Here is a 23,870-nt window from a genome sequence, read left to right on the forward strand (position 1 = left end):
CGGCCCGGACTTCGTCCTTCGCACCTCAACCAGCGAGGGCGGCCCAGACTTCGTCCTTCGCACCTCAACCAGCGAGGGCGGCCTGGACTTCGTCCTTCGCACCTCAACCAGCGGGGCGGCCCGGACTTCGTGCTTCGCGCCTCGACCAGCTAGGCGCTCCCGCCCTGCGGTCAACGTCGTTGACAGCCATCGGGGGAGACCCGAGATTGGCGGAATGAGGGTCGAGGTCGTGGCGGACGGGATGGGGTTCACCGAGGGGCCGGTCGCGCTGTCGGACGGTCGGGTGGCGCTGGTCTCGATCAGCCACGGGTGCGTGTACGTCGTCGCTCCCGATGGCAGCCGGGAGCGGATCGTCACGGGTGGTGGGCCGAACGGGCTTGCGGTCGGGGCCGAGGGCGAGCTGTACGTCGCCCAGAACGGCGGCATCTGGGGCGGTTCCGGCCCGGCTCCGGCGGGCGTCCAGGTCATCCGCGACGGCCGGGTGGAGTACGTCGTGGACGACCTCGGCGCGCCGAACGACCTCGTGCTCGGCCCCGACGGGCGGCTCTGGGTGACCGACCCGGTCGCTGAGTTCAGCGGGCAGCGACCCCAGGACGCTCGGCCGGGCCGGGTGTATTCCGTCGACGTCGCCAGCGGTTCCGCGCTGCTGGAGCTCGACGAGGGGCCGGTCTTCGTCAACGGTCTGGCGTTCTCCGAGGACGGCTCGGAGCTGCTGGTCACCGTCACGCTCGCCATGCAGCTGGTGGCGTACTCCGTCACGGCCTCCGGCCTCGGGGAGGCCCGGACGGTCCACACTTTCGGCAGCGGGGCCAACCCCGACGGGATGGTCCGCTCCGGTCAGCACTTCTGGGTGGCGCTCCTGGCCGCCGACCGCCTCGACCTGGTCGATCTCGACGGAGACGTGCGCGACAGCGTCGCTCTGCCCGCCGGCTCGCTGCCGACCAACGTGTGCCTCGACCACGACGGAACCGGGCTCTACGTGACCGCGGGCTTCGCCCAGGCCCTCCTGCACGTCACTCCGTGACCGGCCTCAGTAGCCGGTGCCGATCTTGACCTGCTCCCGCTCCGACGGATGCGCGCCACCCTTCTGGTCGAGCGTCGAGCAGGCATCCTCGATGTCCTGCGTCAGGCGCTCGACCTGCTCGCGGCTCATCGTCTCCTTCACCAGCGCTCGCATGATCTTCACCCGCTCCGCGTTCGGCGGGAGGGTGTACGCTGGCACCATCCAGCCCCGCTCGGCGGACAGCTGCCAGGCGATGTCGGACTCGTCGTACGACGCGTTGCGGTCCGCGAGCCGGAAGGCCACCAGCGGCAGCTGCTCCGCGTCGGTGCCGATGACCTCGAAGCGGCCGCTGTCGCGCAGGTTGGCCGCCAGCGCCCGGGCGTTCTGCTGCATCTGCCCGATCACGTAGCCGTAGCCGTCGCGCCCCAGCCGGACGAAGTTGTAGTACTGCGCGAGCACCATCGCGGCCCCGGTGGAGAAGTTCAGGGTGAAGGTCGCGTCGGTCTTGCCGAGGTAGTTCTCGTAGAAGACCAGGTCCTGCGCGAGGTCGGACTCCGACCGGAAGACCAGCCACCCGATGCCGGGATACACGAGACCGTACTTGTGGCCGGAGACGTTGATCGAGCGGACCTGCTCCAGCCGGAAGTCCCACCGGGACTCGGGATAGAGGAACGGCCACACGAACCCGCCGCTGGCGCCGTCCACGTGGATCGGGATGTCGAGCTCGCGCCGTGCCTTGACGTCGAGCAGGAGGTCGTTGATGCCGACGATGTCGTCCATGTGCCCCGTGAACGTGGTCCCGAGTACGGCGGCGACGCCGATCGTGTTCTCGTCGAGGTGCGGCGCCACGTCGTCAGGGCCGATCGTGTACTTGTCCTCGGCCAGCGGGACGATCCGCGGCTCGACGTCGAAGTAGCGGCAGAACTTCTCCCACACCACGTGGACGTCGCCGCCGAAGACGAGGTTGGGGCGGTCCGCCGGGAGGTTGGCCGCCTCACGGCGCTCCTTCCACTTCCACTTCAGCGACAGGGCGCCGAGCATGATCGCCTCGGACGAGCCCTGGGTCCGGCAGCCCGTCGTCGGGCCGGGTGCGTTGAACAGGTCGGCCAGCATCCGCACGCATCGCTGCTCGATCTCGGCGGAGATGGGGTACTCCGCGTGGTCGATGAAGTTGCGGTGCAGGTTCTCGGCGATGATCCGCTGCGCCTCCGGCTCCATCCAGGTGGTCACGAAGGTGGCCAGGTTGCGCTGCGGATCGCCCTCGAGGTTCAGGTCCTCGGCCAGCAGGCGGAGGGCGTCGGAGGCGGGCATCCCGCCCGGGGGGAAGGAGGTCGCGGGCGCCCTCTCGGTCAGGAACCGGTTGCCGAAGAGCTCCTCGGCCGTGGGTGTTCTCGGTGTGGTCACGTCTGCTGTACCGCCGTTCGTGTCGGAGTGGGTGTGTCGAAGGCTTGGACGACCCCGGCCACCGCGAAGCAGGCGGCGCCGGCGAAGGTGCCCCAGTTCACGAGTCCGGCGTCGACCACCTGGTCGGTCGCGGGACGGGTGAAGGCCGCGAGTCCGGCCAGGAAGAATAGGACCGAGCCGAGCTGGTTGACGGCGACGACCCACCAGCCGGCCTCGTGGGGGCGGACCACGACGTGACCGTCGCCGACGTCGAGCATGGCGAGGTGGCCGGACGCCAGGAAGCAGACGCAGCCGAGGATGTCCGGCAGCCAGATCCAGCCGTCGGACTGCCGCGGTGTGAGCCCCTGCGCGAAGGCCGCCACGAGGCTGACGGCGAACAGCAGGGTGCCGGTGAACAGAACGATCGCGCTGAGCCGGGCGTGCCGTCCCCCGGTCGCCTCGGCGAGCAGGATCGAGGTGTAGCCACCGAGGGAGAAGAAGAAGCCGCCGACCAGGTAGGTCACGTTGATCGTCGTCAGCGGGACCAGGTCGAGCTGGGCGAAGAGGGCGCCGAGCGCGAACAGGCTTCCGCCGAGGGTGAAGGAGACCGCGGCGACGAGGTTCACCTCACCCGCGTTCCGACCCATGGCGGACCTCCGTCTCCCTCCGCGCCGCCATGCTCGACGGCCCGGGGTCGCGGCGCCCTCCTCCGCAACGGGTGAATCCGGCAGGACCGACATGCTCAGAGCCAGCGCCGCACGCGGCTCGCGTAGGCGTCGTACGGCGCGCCGAACCGTTCGTGCAGGTACCGCTCCTCCGGACCGATCGCGCCCCAGCGGACGAGGAGCACTGCGGCGGGCGCGAGCACGAGCCCCCAGAGCGTGGGCATGAGCAGGGCCAGGCCGACGTACAGCGCGAGCAGCCCGACGTACAGCGGGTTGCGGGACCGGCGGTACGGCCCCTCCTCGATGATCGAGGACGTCGCCTGCCCGGGGAGCAGCCCGGTCCGGTGGCGGTGGAACAGCCACAGCGACCAGCCGTTCCACCCGACGAACGCCAGGACCAGAGCCCAGCCGAGCGGGAACCGCCACCGGCCGGGCGAGACGGGGTCGCCCCACCGCCGCGTGGCCAGCCAGCCGAGGAGCAGGGGAGCGCCGACCGCGACCGGCGGCCAGAGCCGGAACGCGGCGACCCGTCCGCCGTCAGGGCGCGGGCGGGCCACGGTCGACTCCGTCGCGGGACGTCCGGGTGGTCCAGTCGTAGCGCACGATCGTGCGCAGCAGGAGGTCGTGCACCGCCGCGTGCTCACGGCTCACGACCGCCCACAGCAGCCCGACCGGGAAGCACACGCAGAGCGCGGCGCGCAGCACCGCCCGCGGAAGCGAGAGCAGCTCCCCGCGAAGTGTCGTGACGCGCAGGCCCATGACGTGCTGACCGTAGGAGCGCCCGTTGACCCACCAGGCGATCGCCAGGAAGCCGATGGCGACGACCAGGTACGCCGAGAGCAGGAGCGCGCCGGAGGGCCGGGGGAACGAGAAGTGCTTCGTGTGCAGGACGAATCGCACCGCGCTCCACCCCAGGTACGCCGCCCCGAGCCCGCCGAGCACCGTGAGGAGGTCGAGCCCCGCAGCGATCGAGCGGCTGACGACGCCGGCCGGGTGCCCCTGGTGCTCGCGCGCCTCGGCGGGGATGAGCGACGCGTGGTCCCCGGGGTGGTCGGTCATGTCGCCGCGCTGCCGGCGGGTCCGTCGTCGGGCCGGAGCGCACGGTGGCGTCGGAGCCGGTCGATCAGCCGCTCGACCGCCCGATCGGCGTCGATGCCCTGCATCCGCACGCTGCGCACCGTCTCGGAGGCGAGGGAACCGCTCGACTCCCGGATGATCTCGGGCAGATCGATGGCGGCGATCACCTCGTTGGCCAGCCCGGCCAGGTCGACCCGGCCGATGACGGCGTCGAGGTCGATGCCTCGGGCGACGGCGTCGAGGTCGACCTGCTCCGTGACGACCTGGGTCAGGTCGATCCGGTCGAGGATCGCCGCGACGTCGATGCGGGACGCCACGGCGTCGAGGTCGAGCCGCGCCGCGACGGCGTCGAGGTCGACGTCGGCCACCAGGGCGTCGAGGTCGAGCATCCGTCGGACGAGCTCGGTGACGGTGACGTGCTTCGCCAGGTAGTCGACCAGCGCCGGGACCGCCGCCGCGACGAGCAGGTCGCGCCGACGCAGGAGGGCTGCCCGGTCGGTCCGCCCCCGCCGCGCCAGGGCCTCGACCCAGCGGGCCGGGTGGTGGTGTGCCGGCAGCAGGGGCGGGTCGAGGAGGAGTCGGACACCGGGCCGGCCGACCCGTACGCCGACCTGGCCCGCGCGCCACAGCCCGTCGAGCAGCACCGACGCCGCACCGACGACGACGTCCGGAACGGGTGGCACCAGCGGGTCACCGGCCCGCCGGGCGACGAGGTCGCCGGGCATGGTCCGGTCACGTCACACGTTCGGGGGCCACGACCCTGGCCGGCGTCCTCAGCGCGAGGCCGACCAGGGTGAGGACGATCCCCAGGACCACCGCCATCGCGGCGACGCCGAAGGCGACGACCGAGGTGAACAGCGAGGCCTGGAGGAAGGCGGAGTCCATCGCCACGGCCCGGTTCGGGTCGTCCTGCTCCAGCTCCGCGTAGGTCAGCCCGCCCGTGATGTCGAGCGTGTGCTGGTCGATGATGTCGGCCTGGCAGAACGCCGAGATCGGCCCGTTCACGTCGTCGCCGGCCGCGCAGCTGGCGTCGTCGGAGACGGTGATGTTCTGGTCGGCCAGCGTCCCGGAGATGACGAACCAGGTGACGACCCCGGCGATCGCCATGACCACGCCGACGACGATGGCGGTGAAGGCTGCGACCGTGCGCATGTCTCGTGCTCCCTCCTCGGGGTTACGACGGCATCCTGGGGTGGGACCGCCGGATGCGGTTCCCCCGCTCCGGGTGAGTCCGGTCGACCGTTCGCCTCAGTGCAGGGCGAGCTTCAGCAGCGCCACCAGCACGCCGACGCCGGCGCCGACCGCGGCGCTGGCGATCCGGCCACCGAGGTCGAGGCCACCCCGGGCGCCGGCGACGTAGCTGTAGAGCGCCAGCAGCCCGATCGTCGCGATCAGCGCGATCCACGCGGAGGTGCTGAGGGTCGCGCCGAAGAGCCGGGTGACGAGCAGGACGCCGAGCGGCCCGATCGACACCAGTGCGACCGGCGCGGTCTCGACGAGCGCGTGCCGCAGCGCGGCGCTGGGATGGTGACCGTGGGTCAGCGCGGAGCCGATGGTGACGGCGTGCAGGTGGGCGATCCAGTAGACGAGCACCGTCGCGGCGATGCCCAGGGCCAGGTGCGCGGTGGAGTCGGCGTGTCCGACGCCGTACGCGATGACCGCCGCACAGACGACGGTGCCGGTGATCGCACCCTCGCCGCCGAAGATCAGGCGGAACGGGCCGGTGCGGTGGCGGACTCGGCCCTCGGTCACGACAGCGGGACCCGGTCTTCCGCAGCCACGGGCTCCGCTCGGCGCCGCAGGACGACCTTGACGACCTCCTCGACCACGACCAGCGACGCGGCGATCCCGACGCAGATGCTCCACTGCTCGAAGTCGAGGGCGACGGTGTCGAAGATGCGCTGCAGGAGGTCGAGGGAGGTGACGAGGATGATCGCGGCCAGCGCGACGCCGTACCGGCGCAGCTGCATGACGCCCGGGAGCGCGTCGCGGTCGAAGACCGTGCGGAGCTGGTCGCGGCACAGCAGGGCTGCTGCCACGTGGAACAGCGAGAGGGTGGTGAGCAGCATCGTCGCGCCGAGGATCGCGTCGCCCTGGTCGTCCCCGATCTGGTACGCCGCGAGCGAGCCGACGGTCATCACCGCGCCCTGGACGCACAGCCGCACCCAGTTGCCGCGCGAGAGCACCGGCGCTCCGACGGGCCGCGGGGCTCGCTCCATCAGGCCACGGGCCGGACGGTCGAAGCCGAGCGCGATGGCGAGCGGGATGTCGACCACCATGTTCAGCCACAGGATCTGCAGCGGGTTCAGTGGTGCGCCGTTGGCGATCCCGATGACTCCGGCCCCGATGAAGATCGCGATGTAGGCGACCAGGGTCGACATCTGGAAGCGCAGGTACTTCAGCAGGTTGTCGTAGAGGGTCCGGCCGTACGAGACGGCGCCGACGATCGTCGCGAAGTTGTCGTCGGTGAGCACCATGACCGCGGCCTCCTTCGAGACCTCGGTGCCGGTGATGCCCATCGCGACGCCGATGTCGGCCGTCTTCAGCGCCGGGGCGTCGTTCACCCCGTCGCCGGTCATCGCGACGACGTTGCCGGTCTCCTTCAGCACCCGGACCAGCCGGACCTTGTCCTCGGGGGCCACCCGGGCGACCACCCCGATCTCGCCGACCTGCCGGCGCAGCTCGTCGTCGCTCATGGCGGCGAACTCGGCCCCGGTCACCGCGCGTCCCTCGATGCCGAGCTCGGACGCGATGGCCGCGGCGGTCGTGGCGTGGTCGCCGGTGATCATCCGGACCCGGATCCCGGCCTCGCGGCACTCGGCGATGGCGGCCTTGGCCTCGGCCCGTGGTGGGTCGACGATGCCCACCATCGCCAGGAGCGTCAGCTCCTGGACCAGCCCGATGTGGTCGCCACCGGGGAGGACCTGACCGGGCTCGAGGTCGCGCTGGGCGACCACCATGACCCGCTCACCGGCCTCCGCGATCCGGTCGTTGGCCTCCAGGGCGAGCGACCGGTTGGCGTCGGTGATCGGCACGATCGTGCCGTCGGGCCGGCGGATCGTGGTGGCCCGCGCGATCAGGACGTCGGGGGCGCCCTTGACGTAGCAGCGTACCACGGGCCGACCGTCGCCCGCGGTCACCTCGTGGAACGTGGCCATGAACTTGTAGTCGGAGTCGAATGGGACCTCGGCGACCCGGGGGAGCGCCGCCCGGGTCTCGGTGATGTTCAGCCCGCCCTTCGCGCCGAGCACGATGAGCGCCCCCTCGGTCGGGTCGCCGATCAGGGACTCGCCGTCGAGCACGGCGTCGGCGCAGAGCACCATCGGGAGCAGGTACGGATCGAGGTCGTACCGCTCGCCGCCGACGTGGCTGATCTCGCCCGCGGTGCTGTAGCCCTCGCCCGACACCGTGTAGCGGTGGTGCCCCGGGATGACCATCTCCCGGGCGGTCATCTTGTTGAGCGTCAGGGTCCCGGTCTTGTCCGAGCAGATCGCGGAGGTCGAGCCGAGCGTCTCGACGGCGGGCAGCCGCTTCACGATCGCGTTGCGCCGGGCGATCTCGCGGGTCCCCATCGACAGCAGCGCCGTCACGACCGCGGGCAGGCCGGTCGGGATGGCGGCGACGGCCAGGGCGACGCCCGTGATGAACAGGGTGTCGAAGCTCTCGCCGCGGGCGAGCCCGAGGAGGACCACCACGACCAGGGCGACCGCGGCGATCGACGCGATCACCTTCGAGAGCGAGTCGAGCTGCTTCTGCAGCGGCGTCTTGCTGGTCTCGGTGCTGGCGAGCATCTCGGCGATGTGGCCGATCTCGGTGCCCATCCCCGTCGCGGTGACGACCAGCTCGCCCCGGCCCCGGGTCACCGACGTGTTCATGTACGCCATGCAGACCCGGTCGCCGAGGGGTACGTCGGTGCCGGGCACCGGGTCGGTCGACTTGCCGACCGGGAGGCTCTCGCCGGTCAGCGCCGCCTCCTCGATCTCGAGCGTCGCGGCCACCAGGACCCGCCCGTCGGCCGGGACGCGGTTCCCCGCCTCGACGAGCACGATGTCGCCCGGAACCAGGTCACTGGCGTCGATCTCGACCGCCGCGCCGCCACGGCGTACCCGAGCGATCGTCTTCATCATCTGGGCCAGCGCCTTGACGCTCTCCTCGGCCTTGGCCTCCTGGCGCAGCCCGATGACGGCGTTGAACACGGTGAGGCCGGCCAGGACGACCGTCGTCCCGGCCTCGCCGGTGACCAGCTGGTTGACCAGCGCGGCCGCGAGCAGGACGAGCTGCATGAAGTCCTCGTACTGACGCAGGAAGGCGCGCCACCCCGGCTCCTGCTTCCCCTCGGCCAGGTGGTTCGGGCCGTAGGTCGAGAGCCGGCGGGCGGCCTCCTCGGCCGAGAGGCCGACCGCCGGGTCGACGCCGAGCCCACGCGCGACGTCGGCCGCGTCCGCCGCGACCGGGTCGACCGGTCGCTCGACGAGGTCACCCTGGACGTCCTTGGTCGTCATCGATCCCCTCCGGGTGGGCGAAGTCGCGCGTCGGTCCCGTCGATCGTCCGGAGCCGCCGGGTGGTCGCGCCTCACCCCCGTCGGGGTAGGGCGATTCACCCGGTCCGAGTGAGGCAGCCGGGGCCGGTACGGCGCGACTGTGTCGGCGTCGGGACGTCGAGCGAGAGGCGCCGCCATGGGTCGAACGACCTCCGCCGGGACGGGGTCGGTGCTGGTGCAGCGCGGACGGTACGACTCGCCCTTCTTCCGGTCGAAGTTCCGCGTGCCCAGTCCACCCCGGCACTTCGTGCACCGTCCCCGCCTCGTGCGCCTGCTCGACGACCTGTCGGCGTACCCGGTCGTCGCCCTCGTGGCCCCGGCGGGCGCCGGAAAGACCGCGCTCGCGGCGGACTGGATCCGGAGCACCGGCCGGCGGGCGGCCTGGCTGGCCATCGACGAGGGGGACCGCGATCCCCGCAAGCTCATGACAGCGCTCGCCGCAGCGGTGGACGAGCTCGCGCCCGGCTGCGCGGAGGCCATGATGGCCGTCCTGCGCCGCCCGCACGGGTCGACGGAGGCGGTGCTCGCGCTGGTCGACGTCCTGGAGCAGGCCGCCGCCTCGCCGGCCGTCCTCGTGATCGACGACGTGCATCTCGTCGACGAGGATCCGGAGGCCGCGGCGGGCCTGGCGTCGTTCGTCGAGCACAAGCCGGCCTGGCTGGACCTGCTCCTGGTGGGTCGACGACAGCTCGCGCTCCCGGTCCACCGGCTGCGGGCGGGAGGCGCGCTGGCCGACCTCTCCTTCGAGGCGCTGCGGTTCTCCGAGGACGAGGCCCTGACGATGCTCACCGGGCTGTGCCCCGACGCGGAGCCCGAGGAGCTGCCCGACGCCGCGCACTGGGCGGGTGGCTGGGCGGCCGCCCTCCAGCTCGCCGCTCTCGCCGTACGGTCCCGGCGGATCAGCGGGCTGCCGCACCCGCGCAGCGGCGAGGAGATCCCGGACGGGTCGGGTCGCCTGGTCGACGAGTACCTCTGGCACGAGGTGCTGCGCGCCGAGCGCCCCGAGATGATCGACCTGCTGCTGGCAATCTCGGTCGTGGACCGGGTGAACTTCTCGCTCGCCGAGGCACTGGTCGACCGTCCGCGAGCCGGTGACCTGCTCTCCGAGGCCGAGGCACGCGGGCTCTTCGTCACGGCCCTCGAGTCCGGTGGCTGGTTCGAGGTGCACGGCCTGGTCCGCGACCTGCTGGCCGCGGAGCTCGAGCGTCGGTCGCCCGGGCGGCTGCGGAGCTACCACGCGCGCGCGGCCCTGTGGTTCGAGACGGTCGACGACAGCACGAGGGCACTGGAGCACTGGCTCGCAGCCGACCTCCCGCGCGAGGCCCTGCGACTCCTGGCCGACCTCGCCGTCGATCTCGTCGACGGCGGCAGGGAGTCGGCGCTCCGGCGGACGATCGCCCGCATCACGCCGACCTTCCCGCACGCTGACCTCGGCACGCTGGTCGAGTACGCCTGGTGCCAGCTGCTCGTGGACCGGGAGTCGTTCGCGGTCGCTCTTGCGGCCGCGGAGTCGGCGGCCGCACCCGAGGACGACCCCGACAGCCGGGGGCGGCTGATGATCCTCCAGGCGGCCGCCGCGCTCGTCTCGGGAAGCTGGCGCGACTGCGAGTCCCTGGCGCGCCACGCCCTCGACGCGATGGGCGAGCGGGCCTGGCTCGACGCCCTGGGCCGGTTCGGCTGGACCCTGGTCGCCCACGGCATCGCCCTGGACGAACGCTGGTCGGACGGTGGACCGGAGGTGAGACGCGTCTGGCTCGGCGTCACCAAGGACGCCCCGCGCGCCACCGCCTTCGAAGGCACCCGGGCCGTGGGGCTCGCGCTCGCCGGTCAGCCGCTCGACGCGGTCCGGACCGCCGCCGGTGTGCGTCGTACGGCGGAGGACGGCGACCTGAGCTCGCTCCGGACCGAGCTGACCCTGGCCGAGGCCCTGGCCGGCCGCGAGATCGGGGACGGCGACCAGGCGCGACAGCTGCTCGAGACGCTGGCGGCACAGCCGTCGTACCCCCAGTCGTTCGTCCAGGTCCTGGCCCAGCTCGAGCTCGTCGAGATGCATCTGTCGGACGGGAACATCGGCGAGGCCGCGGCCTCGTTCGCGCGCGCGACCCGGTCGTGCGAGCGTGAGCCGACGGGTGACCGGGCGGCCACCTGCCTGGCACGCCGCGGCGTCCTGCTCGAGCTGGCCCGCCGGGACCTGGAGGCGGCGGCCCGCTGGGCGCAGCGCGTCGACGACGCCTTCTGGGGACCGGTGAGCGATGGTCGCGTGCACCTGGCCGCGCACCGACGCGGCGAGGCGGTCGAGGCGCTGGCCCTGGCGGCGCCCCGGTCGGTGAGGCACCAGGTGGTCTGGCACCTGCTGCATGCGCGGGCGCTGCGGTCCGATGATCGGGGGGCGGCCGAGAAGGAGGTCGCCACGGCCCTCGAGCTGGCCTCGGACCACGGCATGCTGGAGACGGTCGGCACCGAGGGCCGGGATCTCCTGGACCTGCTCGAGCTGGCCGCGTGGCGGGTGCCCGAGGGGTGGATGCACCGCCTGCGCCACGTGGTCGTCGGTGGCGGCGATCCCACCCCGGCGCCCGGCGCTCTCGTCGACGCCCTGACCGCACGTGAGCGAGACGTGCTCCGGCTGCTGCCCACCCGCCTCACGGTGCGCGAGATCGCCTCCGAGCTCTTCGTATCCCGCAACACGGTCAAGTTCCACCTGCGGGTGATCTACCAGAAGCTCGGCGTGACCTCGCGCGGCGAGGCGGTCGACCGGGCACGCTCCCTGGGGTTGCTGCGCGCGCCGTGAGACCGGTACGCCGCCGGGCTCAGGGGTAGCGCGCGAAGACCTTCCGCATCTGGCGATCGAACTCCTCCTCCGACAGCACGCCCCGGTCCAGGAGCCGGAGCAGCTGACGCACCTCGTCGCTCCTGCGCAGTCCGGGCAGGGCGGCCGAGGCGCTGCTCCTCGTATCGAGGGCGGGGGGACTCCGGAGCACCCCCAAGTGCTGACGTCGTGACTGCGCCGTCCGCCTCATCCCAGCTCCTCGTCCGGGAGCACCGTGCCCCGGCGGGCGCGTTCGGCCTGCTCGAGGCGATGGCGGGGGATCCGCTCCCCGCCGACGATCCGCCCGCCTCCGGCACGCGCGGCGTCGGCGAGCTCCTGTGCCCAACGGTCCTCGACGACCAGGATCAGCGCCGAGGCACCCGGGCGGAGCGAGCGACAGGCCAGGACGATGTCGTCCTCGCTGAGCAGCCCGCCGACCTCACCCTCGACCCCGCGCAGGTCGGACAGGGCCGCGACGGACTCGGGCTCGGTGACCGAGTACCTGCCGTGGGAGTCGGTCACCACGCCCACCAGGTCGAGGATCCGGACCCGCGACGACTCCACCAGCGTCCGCAGTGCCTGGCCGACCGCCGTGCTCGACGACAGACGGGGGAGGCCGATGACGACGTACTCGACGAGATCGGGGTCCGGGCCGTGGACCATGGGTTCAACCTCTCCCGAGGAGGTCAGGCCAGCAGTCGGGCCTTGGCCTGCTGGAACTCCGCGTCCGACAGGTCCCCCCGACGCTGCAGCTCGGCCAGCCGCTCGATCTCCTCGGCCGTGCTCGGCCCCGCGGTGTTCTGGGCGTACCGGGCGTACTGGTCCTGCCGGCGTGAGTAGTCGCGGAACCCCCGGTCGCCCATGTCCTTGCCGCGCACGATCAGGTAGACGAAGACGCCCAAGAAGGGCAGGACGATGACGAACAGGGTCCACAGCGCCTTGGCCCAGCCCGACAGGTCGTCGCTGCGGAACACGTCGATGAAGACCGACACGAGCAGCGAGATCCAGATGAAGAAGAGAAAGAACCAGACCATGGAGAGGAACACGTCTCCCGGGCTGTACTCCCACACGGTGATCATGACGAACCTCCTGGGTAGGACGAGTCGACGGCTCGGTAGCCGCCGCTCCTGCGAGTCACTGGTAGTCCTTCAGCTGGACGCACAGCGCCCAGATCACGAGGGTGTTGAAGGCGATGATGATCACGCCCCACACCGGGTAGAGCGGGAGGAAGGAGAAGTTCGTCAGGATCGAGATGCCCGCGACGATCAGGCCGGTGACCTGGCCCCAGGTCTTGCGGAGCATGATCCCCACCGCGACGGCGACGCCGAGCACGCCGATGACGATGTGGATCCAGCCCCAGGTCGTGGTGTCGAAGCGGTAGAGGAACTCGACGCCCTGGTCGTACATCTGGTCGTGGTTGACCGCCGACGCGCCCTGGACGAGGTCCAGGGCCGACGCGATCAGCAGCAGCACCCCGGCGAAGGTGGCCGAGACGTCCGCGACGATCGCCCGGGCCAGCCGGTCGGGGTTCTCATCAGCACGTTGCATGCATCGCCTCCGGGGACGTCCTCCGCGAACTGAGCACAGCGTGGTGACAACGCGGGTGGCCCCACCCCACCCGCGCCAGGGTGGCGCTTGCTCACCCCGATCCGGAGCAGGCTCGGCACGACGACCCAGCCGGGGTCGAGTCCAGGAGGTGTCGCACATGACGACGACCGGTCACGCCGGGGGCGACCCCTTCGCCGTCGACTCCGACGAGGGATGGGCCTGGGGACTCAGCGCCTTCGCCGGCGTCATGCTCGCGGCGATCGCGTCCATGCAGATCCTCGAGGGCATCTCGGCGCTCGCCAAGGACGACGTGTACGCCGACGCGGGCAACTACACCTTCGCGGCCAACCTCACCACCTGGGGATGGATCCACCTGCTGCTCGGCATCGTCGGGGTGATCATCGGCATCGGCATCGTGGCCCGGCAGGGCTGGGGGCAGATCGGCGGCATCGTCATCGCCGTCCTCGCCGCGGTGGCGAACTTCCTGTTCGTCCCCTACTACCCGGGATGGGCGCTGACCCTGCTGGCCTTCAACCTGCTGCTCATCTGGGCGCTCACGAGCCAGTTCCGCAACCGGCCGGCTCGTCACCGGTAGCCCGCACACGGTGGCAGGGGCCATGGACCTGATCCGGGTGATCGCCGACGGGACCGGCCGGTCACCGGCGGAGGTGCGCCTGATGGCGGTCGGGGCGGGTGCCGCGGCGGTCGTGGCCGCGCTGGTGGCGCTCGGGCACGGCGTCGTACGCCTCGTCGACTTCCTGGCCGACGCCTAGGCCGCTCGGATGAGTACGGGGGAGACGGTCGTCTTCCTGGCCGTGATCGGCGCGCGTTTCCTGGTACCGCTGCTCATCCCGCGCGTCCCACTGCCGGCCATCGTGGCCTGCCTGGTCCTAGACGCTGCCGACCAGTCGATCTTCCAGGCCTTCGGCTACGACCCGCCCGGCTACCAGGGCTACGACAAGGCCATGGACGTCTACTACCTGGCGCTCGCCTACCTCTCGACGCTGCGCAACTGGTCGAGCGTGGCGGCGTACCGGGTCGGGCGGTTCCTGTACTTCTACCGTCTCGTCGGGGTGGTCGCCTTCGAGCTGACCCACACCCGGGCGCTGCTGCTGGTCTTCCCGAACACCTTCGAGTACTTCTTCATGGCCTACGAGGCCATCCGCTCCCGCTGGACGCCGTCGCGGTGGGGTCTGCGCTGGTGGATCGGCGTCGCCGCCGTCATCTGGATCTTCGTCAAGCTCCCGCAGGAGTGGTGGATCCACGTCGCGCAGCTCGACTTCACCGAGTTCCTCGAGGAGAACTCCTGGGCCGGCCCGACCATCGTCGTCCTGGCGCTGGTCGCGGCCGGGGCGTTCTGGATCTGGGGCCGGCCCCGCCTGCTGCCGGCCGACCATCCCTGGCGACTCACCGCGGACCCCCTGCCCGCGGCGTGGCGCTCCGGGGCCGACCAGGCCCGGGGGTACGCCGAGCGCGGCGCCGTACGGCGGGCGGCGACCCTCGAGCAGGTGGTCCTCCTCGGCCTGCTCTCGGTCGTCTTCGCGCAGACCCTGCCGGGCGTCGAGGCGTCGAACATCCAGCTCTTCGTCGGCATCGCAGTGGTGGTCGTGGTCAACGCGGCGTTCGCGGTGGCGGTCGCGAGGCGGTCCCGGAGCGTGGAGGCGACCGCCCTGGCCTTCCTCGCCCGCACCGCCGCCAACGTCGTGCTGGTGGTGCTCGCCGCCTGGTTGCTGCCGCACGCCGGCGGCGACATCAGCGCCGCTCCCGCCCTGTTCTTCCTGACCCTGATCAGCCTGGTGACGACCCTGCACGGCCGGTGGTTCCCGATCCAGGCGAGCCGCGCCGCAGCGCTGGACGCCCGGTGACGGCCGGCTCCCTGCTCGCCCGGTGGCAGCGGCTCTCGGTCCGGGGCAAGGTCGTCACCGCGAGCCTCGTGGCGCTGCCGTTCGCGGTGGCCGCGGTGAACTACGTGATCAACGGCGACGGCCTCTCGATCGTCGACCCGGAGGATCCCACGACGGCGTACCTGTGGGTGTTCGTGCTGATCGCCCTGGACGCGGTGATGCCGATCTTCCCCGGCGAGACGACGCTGAACGCAGCCGCCACCCTGGCCGCGCAGGGGAAGCTGGAGCTGCTGCCCATCATCGTGATGGGCGCGCTCGGCGCGATCGTCGGGGACTCGTGCCTGTTCTGGCTGGCGCGCACCTACCGGCACCGGATCTCCGGCCAGGTCGAGCGGGCCCGGGCCAACGACCGGGTACGCCGCGCCTTCGAGCTGCTGGACTCCAGTGCCGGCGTACTGATCATCGGCGGCCGGTACCTGCCCGGCATGCGATTCGTCGTCAACGCGACGATGGGACTCTCGGACATCCCGTACCGGCGCTACGTCGTCTGGTCCGTGATCAGCGGGACCCTGTGGAGCATCTACACGTGCATCCTGGCCTACGAGATCGGCCTCGCCCTCGGCGCCTACCCGCTGGCGTCGTTCGTGATCTCGGGGCTCGTCACGACCGTCGCCATCGCGGTCATCTTCTTCACCGTGCGCCACAACCGCCAGAAGACGCCTCCGCCGAGCCGGCAGTGACTGCCGACTCGGCGGAGGCGATGGGTTCAGCTGATCAGCTGGTCAGGGGAGAGGCAGCGGCAGGCCTCCCAGGAGCAGGTCGAGGACGGAGTTCAGGCCGGTCTGCACCTGCTCCAGGACCGGGTTGAGCTGCTCGAGGGGCGTGGTGGCGAGCGCGTCCTGGAGGCTGTCCACGATCAGGTCGATCAGCCCGGCCGGGTCCGTCGGGACGTCGCCGCCGGACAGCGAGCCGAGCACCTCCTGCAGCGCGGCGGTGATGTCCTCCGCCGGCAGGCCGCTGTCGGTCAGCGCGTCGACCACCGGGTCGAGTACGGCGAACAGCGTGTCGGGCGAGACGTCGCCACTGGTCAGGGCACCGGTCACCTGCTCGGCGACCGCCTGCAGCTGGGCCGGGTCGAGACCCGCGCCGGCGAGCGTCCCGAGCAGCTGCTGGAACGGCTGCGGGAGCGGCTGCGGTGCGGGGGTGCCGGTCGTCGCGTGGCAGCGCGACGCCGCCTGCTGGGCGGCCGCGTTGCGCGCCTGCCAGCCACGGTGCCGCTTGGCCGCCTTGCGGTAGACCACGCGGGCCTTCTTGACCTTCTTCTTGTTGGAGGCCGTGTGCTTCTTGGCGTAGGCCCGCTTGGCCTTCTTGACCTTCTTCGCGGCCTTCTTCTTCGCCTTGGCCGCGTGGGCGGTGCGGACCTGGGTCTTGCCGTAGTTCTGGTCCTGCTGGGCGCAACCCGGCGGGGCGGCGCTGGCGGGAGTGGAGGGGATCGCGGCGGCGACGCCGAGGGTGAGCAGGAGGCTGGTGAGGAGCGTCAGCACCCGCTTCGAGACGTGGGGCATGTCCGGGTTCTCCTTACGAGTGTTCAACGAGAGCCACCCCGTCGGTCCGTGGTCTCGAAGACGGAACGGCTCCCAGCGTTGACCCTCCTAACGCACCTCGCCCGCCTCGGGTTACGGGCCAGCCTTCGGGAGGTGTGAGCATGGTGGGGTTCGAGGACGGTGCGACCGAGCGGAGAGCATGATGGGCATGCGTGACGGGGCCGCCGAGCCCCTCGACATCGTGGAGGCCCGGATCTGGGCGCTGCTCGCTCCCTACCGCGACGAGCTCGAGGAGGCGACCATCTACGGCATGCCCTCGCTGCGGTGGCCGGGCTCCGGCGCTCACGACTACTTCGCGGCCGTCCAGCGCAGCGCCCGCAAGGTCAGCCTGTACGCGATCGCCGTGGACACCTGGCCGGAGGCACTCGACGGCGCCTCGGAGCGGTTCACCGGGCGGCGTACCGGGAAGGCGACGTTCTCGTTCCCGTCGCTCGACGACGAGCTCGCCGCCGAGCTCGAGGCGTTCCTGGCCCGGCTCTACGTGCCCTACCGGGCACACCACGCGGGCCCGGGGGACTGAACCCGCACACCCACCGTCCCGCAGCCGCGTGACGGGTCGGCCATGACCGGAACCTCCGAACTCACCTGTCCCGGATGAGGCGCGGTGACCGGCCACCCGGCCAGCATCGGTGAGGTCCGAGGACGGGCGCGACCGAGCGGAGAACGAGATGGGACTGCGTGACAGGGGCGAGCGGCGCCGGGAGGAGCGGGAGAACTTCGGTCGCGACGGCGCGGCGTCCCGCTTCCAGCTCCGCCAGAAGCTGCTCTCGGTGGGCGACGACTACTGGATCGAGGACGAGGCCGGCACCCGGGTGTTCCGGGTCAACGGCAAGGCCCTCCGGCTCCGGGACACGCTGGACGTGGAGGATCCGTCCGGAACCGTCCTGTGCCGGATCCAGACCCGGGTCCTGCACGTCCGCGACTCGATGGCGATCGAGGACCCCGACGGGGATCGGCTCGCCCTGGTGCACCAGGCGCTCATCTCGCCGTTGCGCGAGCGCTGGAAGGTCGACCGCCCCACGGGGCCGGACTGGGAGGTGCAGGGCAGCATCGCCGACCACGAGTACGAGATCGAGGCCGACGGCCGCAAGATCGGCGAGGTCTCGAAGAAGTGGTTCCGGGCGCGTGACACGTACGGCGTCCAGGTCGCGCCGGGCGAGGACGTCCTGCTCCTGCTCGCCGTGACCGTCGCGGTGGACGCGATGGCACACCCCCACAAGTGACCCGACCGACCACCACCAAGGAGAACGACCATGACCGACCAACAGATGTACTCCCAGTCCGCGATCGCGCGGCAGCCCGACCCCGGCACCTCCGGCTGGGTCGGCTGGATCGCCTTCGCGGCCGTCCTGATGATCCTGCTCGGCGGCCTGCACATCTTCCAGGGCATCGTGGCGCTGGTGAAGGACGAGTTCTTCCTCGTCGGCCCGGGCGGGCTCGCGCTCAACGTCGACTTCACCGCCTGGGGATGGACGCACCTGGTCGCCGGCACGGTGGTCCTGCTGGCCGGGTTCGGCGTGCTCGCCGGCCAGATGTGGGCCCGCATCGTCGGCGTGGTGATGGGGGTGCTCAGCGTGATCGTCAACGTCGCGTTCCTGGCGGCGTACCCGTTCTGGTCGCTGACCATGATCGCCCTCGCGGTCGTGCTGATCATGGCGCTGACGGTGCACGGCTCGGACATCAAGGCGGGGCGCTGAGGGCGTTCACCCGAGTCGGGGGAGGCGCACGGACGACGTCCTTCCCAGGCTGACGCACGAACGAGCCGTGCACCTGTCCCGGGGAGGGAGGTGGTGAGCGTGGGACACCACCCGGTCTCGTCCAGCCGGACCCTCACCACCGCGGGCCTGCGCCCCGCCGGCGTCGTACCGCCCCAAAGGCCACGGCCTGTTCGACATGATCGGCCACGTGCGGGCGTCGCCCCGCGCGTCGTGGACGCCCGATCACCGCGACCTCCTGAGTACGCCGGCGCCATCGGTCCCGAGCCGTGGCGACCGCCGTCGGGGGCCGACCGGTCAGGTCGGGTCGGGTGAGCCGCTGCAGCAGGTTGATGTCCCCCCGCCCTCCTGCTGTGGCGGCCATCGGAGGTTGCCCTACCGGTTGCCCGCGGCACGCTGCTCGGCGACCCGCCGCACCTTCGAGGTGAGCAGGGTGACGGCGGTGGCGACGAAGACGACGTCGAAGACCATCTGGATGAGGACGATCAAACGCGCGCCCTGCCCGGCCGCGTGCACGTCGCCGTACCCGATCGTGAGCATCGTGGACGCCGAGAAGTAGAGGGCGTCGATCCGGGTCCTCAGCCCGTCCACCTGGCCCGGCTGGTGGATCTCCATGGCGTAGAACGCGTAGGCGAACGAGACCAGGACGATCACGATGGCCGCGACCAGACCGTCGATGCGGCGGTCCCCGTCCAGAGCGGCCAGCCTGAGCTGGGCACGCAGACCTGCCGCGAGTCCGGCCAGGAGGAGCACACCGATCAGGCCGCGGATCGCGATCTGCCGCGGGGGATCGGAGCTGACCGGCGCCAGGAAGTAGAGGACCAGGATGAAGCCGAGGATGCCGAACAGCCGCAGCCAGCGTGCCAACCCCATGCAGACCTCCCGCGGCAAGGACGCCACCTGTGCGGAGCCGGACGTCCGGCCGTGGCCATGGTGGCTGCATGCCTCACGGAGCGGGTTCACCCGGGACGGGTGAGCGCCGCCCTCCCGCTCCCCGTCACGCTTCCCTCACGCCGTCGAGCGGCGGCCGGTTCCCCGACAGGCGGTGCGGATGGCTTCCGAGCCCGGTGGACGTACCGAACGGGTGCGCGCCGCCTACCAGCGGGCGCGGGACCTGGGATTCCGCATCCTCGACACCGTTCCACCGATCCGCAAGGGGCTCGAGGAGCTGCTGCGGGTCGAGTTCGTCGACCGGTCGATGGTGATCGCCGCCCAGGGCCTACTCGCCCTGGTGCCGTTGATCATCGTCCTCGCGGCGTTCCTGCCGCACGAGCTGACCGCGCTGGGCGCGGACCGGATCGAGGCGGTCACCGGGGTGGGCGAGGCGAGCGCCGACCTGGTCAAGGAGCAGGCGGCAGGTGTGTCGACGACGCTGGACGTCTCGGAGGTGCGCACCCAGACCGGGGCGCTCGGACTCGCACTCACCGTGCTGTCCGCCTCGAGCTTCGCGCGTGCGGTCCAGCGGATGTACGAGCGGGTCTGGGCGCAGCCGCACATCGGCGGGCTGCGGGGGCGGCGGCTCTGCCTCGGCTGGCTGCTCGGCTGGCTGATCGGGCTGCAGGGCCTGTCGATCGTCGCGTGGGTCGACGACCAGGTCGACCAGGTGACCCTCGAACCGCTCTGGCTGATCGCGAAGACCGCCATCGCCGCCGCCGTCTGGTGGTGGTCGATGCACGTGCTGCTGAGCGGGCGGGTCGGGTGGCGACCGCTGCTGTTCCCGGCCCTGCTGACCGGGGTGGCGGTCGTGGCGTACTCGGCCGGTTCGACGCTGGTCATGCCCCGCTATGCGACGGCCAGCGGGGAGCAGTTCGGCACCATCGGGCTGGTCCTGGCCGTCGCGACGTGGCTGGTCGGCTTCGGCGGCGTGATGGTCGTCGCGGCGGTCGTGGGACGGGTGCTGACCGAGGACGAGCTCACCCGGCGACTGATCCGGCGTGGACGCGAGCTCCTAGACGGTCGGGGCGGCGTCCTTCCCGCGGGCGGACCTGAGAGCGAACGCCGCGACCACGGCCAGCAGGCCGATCGCGAACAGCCATAGGCAGGCGACCAGGACGAACACCCCGAGGGACAGCTCCGGGTAGACGAGCAGGAAGCCGCCGGCGGCGACGCTGAGCAGCCCGGTCGCGATGTCCCAGCCGCGCCGGCCCGGGACGGGCGAGACGAAGGCGGCGATGATGTCGATGACTCCGGAGACCAGCCACCAGGCGCCCAGCAGGATGCCGATGGCCACCAGGGTCTGGAGCGGGTCGCGCAGGCAGAGCAGTCCGACGATGAGGGCGAGCGCGCCCGCCAGCCCCATCAGCGCACGGACGCCGCCGTCGAGCGAGGTCGAGCCGATGGCCGCGACGATGCGCAGGACGCCCGAGATCAGGAACTGGATGCCGACCAGGACCGCGACGACCTTCAACGTCTCGTCCGGCCAGACCGCGAGGACCACGCCGATGCCGAGCGTCAGGACTCCGTAGGCCAGCACCAGTCCCCAGTGCTCGGCGAGCCCGCTCAGGCCGGGCGGCACCGCGCCGTACCGGGGCGATCCGTGTCCGTCGTTGGGGCCCGGCAGTGGAGAGGGAGGGGCGGTGTCTGAGACGGGCTGGGACATGGTGGCCATGCTGGCGGGCCGGGGGAGTCGCCTGCTTCGCCCGAAAAGGGTGGCCCGGTACGGCGCCCGGCGGGCTGAGGCTGACGCTCCGTCGGCGCCGCTCGGAGCGCCGGTGACCCGCGAACCTTCGGGAGGCGCGATGTCGACCCACCCACTGCCCGGACCGCACCGCGACCCGGGATCCATCCGCGTCGTCCTGGAGGGGATCGTCGCCGTCGTCGCGCTCGCGGCCCTGGTGGCCGCCGTCCTCGGCGGGCTGGCCTGGGGACTGACCCAGGCGATCCGGTTCCTCCTGTGACCCGGGCCGCGCCCGGCGCCTGCCTCAGATGAGGTGCAGGCTCCGGGCGACGGCGAGCGCCTCGCTGCGTCGGCCGGCCGCCAGCTTGGCGTACAGGCTGGAGACGTGGGTCTTGACGGTGTTCTCCGAGACGAACAGGTTGGCGGCGATGTCGGCGTACGTCGCGCCGCGGGCGAGCTCGTGGAGGACGTCGCGCTCCCGGGGGCTCAGCGCCGGCAGCACCCGGGCGCCCGAGATCCGGTCCCGCTCGCGCGGCGTGGGGGTGTTGACGGCGTAGATCGAGATGACGTCCGGCTGCCCGTCCGCGGCGCTCGCGAGCTCGTGGAGCCAGCCGTTGCCCGACTGCTCGGCGGAGCGGGCCAGGAGGGTGGCGATGGGCGTGCCGTGCCGGGTCCATCCGAGGAACGGCACCGCGTTGCGCCGGACGGCCGTCGCCGTCGCCGCCTCCTGCAGTCGACGATGGGCGGCCTCGTCCTCGCCGAGGACGTCCAGGGTCTGCGCCTCGCACACCATCGCGATCTCGCGGCTGGCCGGCTGGGCGTAGGCCATGTCCCCGACCGCGGCCCCGAAGAGCGAGGCGGCCCGGCGTACGTCGCCGGCGAGGTCGGCCCGGAGCCCGCCGACGAGGCTGGCCTCGCCGAGTGCCCGCAGCTGGAGCAGCTCGCCCTCGAGGACCTTGAGGAGGTCGCCGTCGGCGGCCACTGCCGCGATGAACGAGCGTTCGACCAGGGTGACCGTCCGCAGGTGGTCGGGGAGCTGTTCGAGGCCCGTCGGCAGATCCAGGGGGGTCTCCAGGATGCGCTCGGCCTGCGTGGCGGACCCCGCCTGGAGGGCCAGGCGCGCGTCGCGCATCCGGGTCCAGAAGAGCGTGCACAGGTCGGCGGCGTGCACCGGCGTCGGTCTCGTGGGCGGCTCGATCGGACCGTCGCCCCAGGGCAGGTCGACGAGGCCGGAGAAGAGCATGACGAGACTCGCCCGGGAGAACGCGAACTGCGGGCGCCACGGCAGCGCCGCGCCGAGCAGCCCCATCGCCTCGGCGGCCAGCTCCCGGCCGGACCGCTCCCGCCCGGCCATGTACTCGGTCATCGCGAGGTGGCTCAGGGCCGCGATCGCCAGCGCCGGCAGGTTCCGGGTCTTGCTCAACCCGACGGCCGTCGTCAGGTTGACCTGCGCGTGCACGAGGTCCCCGGTCCAGTTCTGGGTGATGCCCAGCTCGGTGAGCAGCTGGGGCATGACCTCGTCGTCCGCCCCGTCGCGGTGCGACTCCAGGACGACCCGCTGGGCGTGACCGACGGCAGCCGAGAGGGACTCGAGGCCGAGGCGAGCGCGCATCAGACGGATGCAGGCCACCTGTGGTGAGTGAGCGTCGGCCGAGGCGGCCGGCGCCGCGGCCTTCAGGGCACGGTCCATCCAGTGCCGGGCAGACTCCACGTCGTTGGTCACCCAGCGCTCCACGGCGACCGGGAACCAGGTCTCCGGGTGCTCGGCGACGACGTCGGGGTGGGCACGCACGAACGCGGCGACCGCGGCACCCTGGCCGCGCATCACCATGCTGACGCCCTCCCGGGCCAGCAGGTCGGCGGCCCGGCCCGGCTCGTTGATGGCGACGAGACGGTCGAACGCGTGCGCGGTCTCGCCCCGTTCGACGTCGAGCGCCACCGCGCGAGCGACCGTGGCCCGGGCCTGGGCGACGTCGACGCCGCCCGCGACCAGGCGCCGGCGGATGACCTCGGCCAGCAGCGGGTGGATCTGGTAGCACGGGTCGTCGTTCGGGTCCGCGTCCGAGTAGGCCCGCTGCCTCCCGGCATGACTGTCCGGCCAGACGCGGGTGACCAGGAGTCCGGTGGTCTCGAGGTCGTTGAGGACCTCGCCGGCGTGGGGGTCGTGGGACAGGTGCCGCGCCGTCGAGGCCGAGACCTGCTTCTCCTGTCCGATGCACAGCAGCAGGTGGCGCTCCCGTGGCCGGAGCGCGGAGAAGACCTCGCTGGCCACCCGGTCGGCCACGCGGGCGTCGACGCCGGCGTACCGGCGCGCCGCCGCCGCGGGGTCGGGAGCCGAGGCGACGGCCCGCGCCATCAGCACTGCTGCCGCGCACCAGCCCTGGGCGTGCGTCGTGATGGTCGCGACGACGTCGGGGTCGTGGGAGCGGGCGTGGGCGGCGACCATCGCGGCCGACTCCGCCTCGTCCATGCGCAGGACGTCGCCGCGCAGAACGGTGAGATGACCGAGCAGCTCGGGCAGCAGCCGGCTCAGGGGGAGGTCCCACCGGCTGAGGAGCAGGACCCGCAGGGACTCCGGGTCGTGGCTGAGCCGCTGGTCGAGCAGGTGGAGTGCCGAGGGCGGCAACAGGTGCGCGTCGTCGATCACGAGCAGCCGGGGTGAGCCCGCCTGCGGGTCGATGTCGCCGTCCTGCAGCGAGCCGCTGTCGTCGTCACCGGCCAGAAGATCCGCGATCCGGCGGGCGTCCCAGGACGCGTCACCGGTGACCCAGCGTGCCTCCTCGAGAGCTCCGGGCTCCGCGGATGCATGCTGGAGCCAGCCGCCGACCCCGAGCGTCTTGCCGGCGCCCGCGGGGGCGACCACCAGGGTGACGGGCCCCTGCGTGGCCCGGTCCAGCTGCGACCAGAACGCCGGCCGGGGGACATAGGTCCGCGGCAGTCGGGGTCCCCGGCGGGACGCCGGGACGGAGCCCCGTGGGGCGGGCGGATGCGGGTTGGAGGACGGGGTGGGGGTCGTGGGGGAGAGGTGCATGGGGAGCCCTTCGCCTTGGCCGCGCAGCTCCCAGGT

At 72.1% G+C, this 23,870-nt stretch carries 27 protein-coding genes; 11 read left to right on the top strand and 16 right to left on the bottom strand.

All coding sequences use genetic code 11. The features are described 5' to 3' along the window. Nucleotides 1–214 precede the first annotated feature (214 nt). Entirely contained in the window at nt 215–1,024 is an 810-nt protein-coding gene (locus VMF51_RS02755; RefSeq protein WP_325472855.1) for an SMP-30/gluconolactonase/LRE family protein, read from the top strand. Nucleotides 1,025–1,030: 6 nt separating this feature from the next. Here the strand turns inward: VMF51_RS02755 and VMF51_RS02760 are convergent, their stop codons facing one another. From VMF51_RS02760 to VMF51_RS02795, 8 genes are all read right to left on the bottom strand, one after another. Further along, a complete protein-coding gene (locus VMF51_RS02760) occupies nt 1,031–2,407 on the bottom strand; it encodes a glutamate decarboxylase (protein ID WP_325472856.1) in 1,377 nt (458 codons plus the stop codon). Continuing rightward, nucleotides 2,404–3,033 (bottom strand): hypothetical protein, encoded by a 630-nt coding sequence (locus tag VMF51_RS02765; RefSeq protein WP_325472857.1) that lies wholly within the window; start codon nt 3,031–3,033, stop codon nt 2,404–2,406. The genes VMF51_RS02760 and VMF51_RS02765 overlap by 4 nt, the downstream gene beginning before the upstream one ends. A gap of 95 nt (nt 3,034–3,128) precedes the next feature. Next, nucleotides 3,129–3,608 (bottom strand): isoprenylcysteine carboxylmethyltransferase family protein, encoded by a 480-nt coding sequence (locus tag VMF51_RS02770; RefSeq protein WP_325472858.1) that lies wholly within the window; start codon nt 3,606–3,608, stop codon nt 3,129–3,131. Continuing rightward, the gene (locus tag VMF51_RS02775; protein WP_325472859.1) at nt 3,589–4,110 is read right to left on the bottom strand and encodes an RDD family protein; all 522 of its coding nucleotides are present in this window, start codon (nt 4,108–4,110) and stop codon (nt 3,589–3,591) included. The genes VMF51_RS02770 and VMF51_RS02775 overlap by 20 nt, the downstream gene beginning before the upstream one ends. Continuing rightward, entirely contained in the window at nt 4,107–4,853 is a 747-nt protein-coding gene (locus VMF51_RS02780; RefSeq protein WP_325472860.1) for a hypothetical protein, read from the bottom strand. The genes VMF51_RS02775 and VMF51_RS02780 overlap by 4 nt, the downstream gene beginning before the upstream one ends. Nucleotides 4,854–4,860: 7 nt before the next feature. Continuing rightward, a complete protein-coding gene (locus tag VMF51_RS02785; protein WP_325472861.1) occupies nt 4,861–5,280 on the bottom strand; it encodes an aromatic ring-opening dioxygenase LigA in 420 nt (139 codons plus the stop codon). 96 nt (nt 5,281–5,376) lie between these two features. After that, on the bottom strand, nt 5,377–5,880 hold the full coding sequence (locus VMF51_RS02790) for a hypothetical protein (RefSeq protein ID WP_325472862.1): 504 nt from the start codon (nt 5,878–5,880) through the stop codon (nt 5,377–5,379). Further along, nucleotides 5,877–8,630 (bottom strand): HAD-IC family P-type ATPase, encoded by a 2,754-nt coding sequence (locus tag VMF51_RS02795; RefSeq protein ID WP_325472863.1) that lies wholly within the window; start codon nt 8,628–8,630, stop codon nt 5,877–5,879. The genes VMF51_RS02790 and VMF51_RS02795 overlap by 4 nt, the downstream gene beginning before the upstream one ends. A 175-nt stretch (nt 8,631–8,805) precedes the next feature. On the opposite strand from VMF51_RS02795, the gene VMF51_RS02800 reads away from it, so the two are divergent. Further along, nucleotides 8,806–11,457, top strand: coding sequence for a LuxR C-terminal-related transcriptional regulator (locus VMF51_RS02800; RefSeq protein ID WP_325472864.1), 2,652 nt, complete (start codon nt 8,806–8,808; stop codon nt 11,455–11,457). A 19-nt stretch (nt 11,458–11,476) separates the two neighbouring features. Here VMF51_RS02800 and VMF51_RS02805 read toward each other — a convergent pair whose 3' ends face one another. From VMF51_RS02805 to VMF51_RS02820, 4 genes are all read right to left on the bottom strand, one after another. Continuing rightward, nucleotides 11,477–11,569 (bottom strand): SHOCT domain-containing protein, encoded by a 93-nt coding sequence (locus VMF51_RS02805; RefSeq protein ID WP_325472865.1) that lies wholly within the window; start codon nt 11,567–11,569, stop codon nt 11,477–11,479. Nucleotides 11,570–11,682: 113 nt separating this feature from the next. Further along, on the bottom strand, nt 11,683–12,138 hold the full coding sequence (locus VMF51_RS02810; RefSeq protein WP_325472866.1) for a DUF6325 family protein: 456 nt from the start codon (nt 12,136–12,138) through the stop codon (nt 11,683–11,685). Between the two features lie 23 nt (nt 12,139–12,161). Next, nucleotides 12,162–12,554 carry an SHOCT domain-containing protein gene (locus VMF51_RS02815; RefSeq protein ID WP_325472867.1) on the bottom strand — a complete coding sequence of 131 codons (393 nt, stop codon included), beginning with the start codon at nt 12,552–12,554 and terminating at the stop codon, nt 12,162–12,164. Nucleotides 12,555–12,609: 55 nt separating this feature from the next. Beyond that, nucleotides 12,610–13,023, bottom strand: coding sequence for a DUF7144 family membrane protein (locus tag VMF51_RS02820; RefSeq protein WP_325472868.1), 414 nt, complete (start codon nt 13,021–13,023; stop codon nt 12,610–12,612). A gap of 157 nt (nt 13,024–13,180) precedes the next feature. On the opposite strand from VMF51_RS02820, the gene VMF51_RS02825 reads away from it, so the two are divergent. From VMF51_RS02825 to VMF51_RS02840, 4 genes are read left to right on the top strand one after another with little or no spacing between them, the layout of a single operon-like run. Then, nucleotides 13,181–13,618 (top strand): DUF7144 family membrane protein, encoded by a 438-nt coding sequence (locus tag VMF51_RS02825; RefSeq protein ID WP_325472869.1) that lies wholly within the window; start codon nt 13,181–13,183, stop codon nt 13,616–13,618. A gap of 22 nt (nt 13,619–13,640) precedes the next feature. Further along, on the top strand, nt 13,641–13,796 hold the full coding sequence (locus tag VMF51_RS02830; RefSeq protein ID WP_325472870.1) for a hypothetical protein: 156 nt from the start codon (nt 13,641–13,643) through the stop codon (nt 13,794–13,796). A gap of 9 nt (nt 13,797–13,805) precedes the next feature. Next, nucleotides 13,806–14,888, top strand: a complete 1,083-nt coding sequence (locus tag VMF51_RS02835) for a hypothetical protein (RefSeq protein ID WP_325472871.1) — start codon at nt 13,806–13,808, stop codon at nt 14,886–14,888. Beyond that, entirely contained in the window at nt 14,885–15,607 is a 723-nt protein-coding gene (locus tag VMF51_RS02840) for a DedA family protein (RefSeq protein ID WP_325472872.1), read from the top strand. The genes VMF51_RS02835 and VMF51_RS02840 overlap by 4 nt, the downstream gene beginning before the upstream one ends. Nucleotides 15,608–15,649: 42 nt before the next feature. On the opposite strand, the gene VMF51_RS02845 is transcribed toward VMF51_RS02840, so the two are convergent. Beyond that, the gene (locus VMF51_RS02845) at nt 15,650–16,432 is read right to left on the bottom strand and encodes a hypothetical protein (protein ID WP_325472873.1); all 783 of its coding nucleotides are present in this window, start codon (nt 16,430–16,432) and stop codon (nt 15,650–15,652) included. Nucleotides 16,433–16,619: 187 nt separating this feature from the next. Between VMF51_RS02845 and VMF51_RS02850 the strand changes: the two genes are divergently transcribed. The 3 genes from VMF51_RS02850 (at nt 16,620) to VMF51_RS02860 (ending at nt 18,168) form a co-directional block, all read left to right on the top strand. Next, the gene (locus tag VMF51_RS02850) at nt 16,620–16,991 is read left to right on the top strand and encodes a hypothetical protein (RefSeq protein WP_325472874.1); all 372 of its coding nucleotides are present in this window, start codon (nt 16,620–16,622) and stop codon (nt 16,989–16,991) included. A gap of 148 nt (nt 16,992–17,139) precedes the next feature. Next, nucleotides 17,140–17,694: an LURP-one-related/scramblase family protein gene (locus VMF51_RS02855; protein ID WP_325472875.1), complete on the top strand. Its 555-nt coding sequence runs from the start codon at nt 17,140–17,142 to the stop codon at nt 17,692–17,694. A gap of 30 nt (nt 17,695–17,724) precedes the next feature. Beyond that, nucleotides 17,725–18,168, top strand: coding sequence for a DUF7144 family membrane protein (locus VMF51_RS02860; RefSeq protein ID WP_325472876.1), 444 nt, complete (start codon nt 17,725–17,727; stop codon nt 18,166–18,168). Between the two features lie 393 nt (nt 18,169–18,561). Here the strand turns inward: VMF51_RS02860 and VMF51_RS02865 are convergent, their stop codons facing one another. Continuing rightward, nucleotides 18,562–19,059 carry a potassium channel family protein gene (locus VMF51_RS02865; RefSeq protein ID WP_325472877.1) on the bottom strand — a complete coding sequence of 166 codons (498 nt, stop codon included), beginning with the start codon at nt 19,057–19,059 and terminating at the stop codon, nt 18,562–18,564. A gap of 178 nt (nt 19,060–19,237) precedes the next feature. Here VMF51_RS02865 and VMF51_RS02870 point away from each other — a divergent pair, with 178 nt between their 5' ends. Further along, nucleotides 19,238–20,224, top strand: coding sequence for a hypothetical protein (locus VMF51_RS02870; RefSeq protein WP_325472878.1), 987 nt, complete (start codon nt 19,238–19,240; stop codon nt 20,222–20,224). Here the strand turns inward: VMF51_RS02870 and VMF51_RS02875 are convergent. Then, nucleotides 20,135–20,785 (bottom strand): HdeD family acid-resistance protein, encoded by a 651-nt coding sequence (locus tag VMF51_RS02875; RefSeq protein ID WP_325472879.1) that lies wholly within the window; start codon nt 20,783–20,785, stop codon nt 20,135–20,137. The two genes, VMF51_RS02870 and VMF51_RS02875, sit on opposite strands and share 90 nt — an antisense overlap. Nucleotides 20,786–20,924: 139 nt before the next feature. Here VMF51_RS02875 and VMF51_RS02880 point away from each other — a divergent pair, with 139 nt between their 5' ends. Next, nucleotides 20,925–21,083 carry a hypothetical protein gene (locus VMF51_RS02880; RefSeq protein WP_325472880.1) on the top strand — a complete coding sequence of 53 codons (159 nt, stop codon included), beginning with the start codon at nt 20,925–20,927 and terminating at the stop codon, nt 21,081–21,083. Nucleotides 21,084–21,107: 24 nt separating this feature from the next. Here the strand turns inward: VMF51_RS02880 and VMF51_RS02885 are convergent, their stop codons facing one another. Beyond that, nucleotides 21,108–23,834, bottom strand: a complete 2,727-nt coding sequence (locus VMF51_RS02885) for a helix-turn-helix transcriptional regulator (protein ID WP_325472881.1) — start codon at nt 23,832–23,834, stop codon at nt 21,108–21,110. Nucleotides 23,835–23,870: the final 36 nt, after the last annotated feature.

Origin of the sequence: Nocardioides sp. (genome assembly GCF_035503875.1) — a bacterium.
Classification (GTDB): Bacteria; Actinomycetota; Actinomycetes; order Propionibacteriales; family Nocardioidaceae; genus Nocardioides.

Coding starts and splice junctions, on each gene's coding strand:
- VMF51_RS02755 (WP_325472855.1), top strand. CDS start 215: ATGAGGGTCGAGGTCGTGGCGGACGGGATGGGGTTCACCGAGGGGCCG.
- VMF51_RS02765 (WP_325472857.1), bottom strand. CDS start 3,033: ATGGGTCGGAACGCGGGTGAGGTGAACCTCGTCGCCGCGGTCTCCTTC.
- VMF51_RS02775 (WP_325472859.1), bottom strand. CDS start 4,110: ATGACCGACCACCCCGGGGACCACGCGTCGCTCATCCCCGCCGAGGCG.
- VMF51_RS02780 (WP_325472860.1), bottom strand. CDS start 4,853: ATGCCCGGCGACCTCGTCGCCCGGCGGGCCGGTGACCCGCTGGTGCCA.
- VMF51_RS02785 (WP_325472861.1), bottom strand. CDS start 5,280: ATGCGCACGGTCGCAGCCTTCACCGCCATCGTCGTCGGCGTGGTCATG.
- VMF51_RS02795 (WP_325472863.1), bottom strand. CDS start 8,630: ATGACGACCAAGGACGTCCAGGGTGACCTCGTCGAGCGACCGGTCGAC.
- VMF51_RS02800 (WP_325472864.1), top strand. CDS start 8,806: ATGGGTCGAACGACCTCCGCCGGGACGGGGTCGGTGCTGGTGCAGCGC.
- VMF51_RS02810 (WP_325472866.1), bottom strand. CDS start 12,138: ATGGTCCACGGCCCGGACCCCGATCTCGTCGAGTACGTCGTCATCGGC.
- VMF51_RS02815 (WP_325472867.1), bottom strand. CDS start 12,554: ATGATCACCGTGTGGGAGTACAGCCCGGGAGACGTGTTCCTCTCCATG.
- VMF51_RS02820 (WP_325472868.1), bottom strand. CDS start 13,023: ATGCAACGTGCTGATGAGAACCCCGACCGGCTGGCCCGGGCGATCGTC.
- VMF51_RS02825 (WP_325472869.1), top strand. CDS start 13,181: ATGACGACGACCGGTCACGCCGGGGGCGACCCCTTCGCCGTCGACTCC.
- VMF51_RS02830 (WP_325472870.1), top strand. CDS start 13,641: ATGGACCTGATCCGGGTGATCGCCGACGGGACCGGCCGGTCACCGGCG.
- VMF51_RS02835 (WP_325472871.1), top strand. CDS start 13,806: ATGAGTACGGGGGAGACGGTCGTCTTCCTGGCCGTGATCGGCGCGCGT.
- VMF51_RS02845 (WP_325472873.1), bottom strand. CDS start 16,432: ATGCCCCACGTCTCGAAGCGGGTGCTGACGCTCCTCACCAGCCTCCTG.
- VMF51_RS02850 (WP_325472874.1), top strand. CDS start 16,620: ATGCGTGACGGGGCCGCCGAGCCCCTCGACATCGTGGAGGCCCGGATC.
- VMF51_RS02855 (WP_325472875.1), top strand. CDS start 17,140: ATGGGACTGCGTGACAGGGGCGAGCGGCGCCGGGAGGAGCGGGAGAAC.
- VMF51_RS02860 (WP_325472876.1), top strand. CDS start 17,725: ATGACCGACCAACAGATGTACTCCCAGTCCGCGATCGCGCGGCAGCCC.
- VMF51_RS02865 (WP_325472877.1), bottom strand. CDS start 19,059: ATGGGGTTGGCACGCTGGCTGCGGCTGTTCGGCATCCTCGGCTTCATC.
- VMF51_RS02870 (WP_325472878.1), top strand. CDS start 19,238: ATGGCTTCCGAGCCCGGTGGACGTACCGAACGGGTGCGCGCCGCCTAC.
- VMF51_RS02875 (WP_325472879.1), bottom strand. CDS start 20,785: ATGTCCCAGCCCGTCTCAGACACCGCCCCTCCCTCTCCACTGCCGGGC.
- VMF51_RS02880 (WP_325472880.1), top strand. CDS start 20,925: ATGTCGACCCACCCACTGCCCGGACCGCACCGCGACCCGGGATCCATC.
- VMF51_RS02885 (WP_325472881.1), bottom strand. CDS start 23,834: ATGCACCTCTCCCCCACGACCCCCACCCCGTCCTCCAACCCGCATCCG.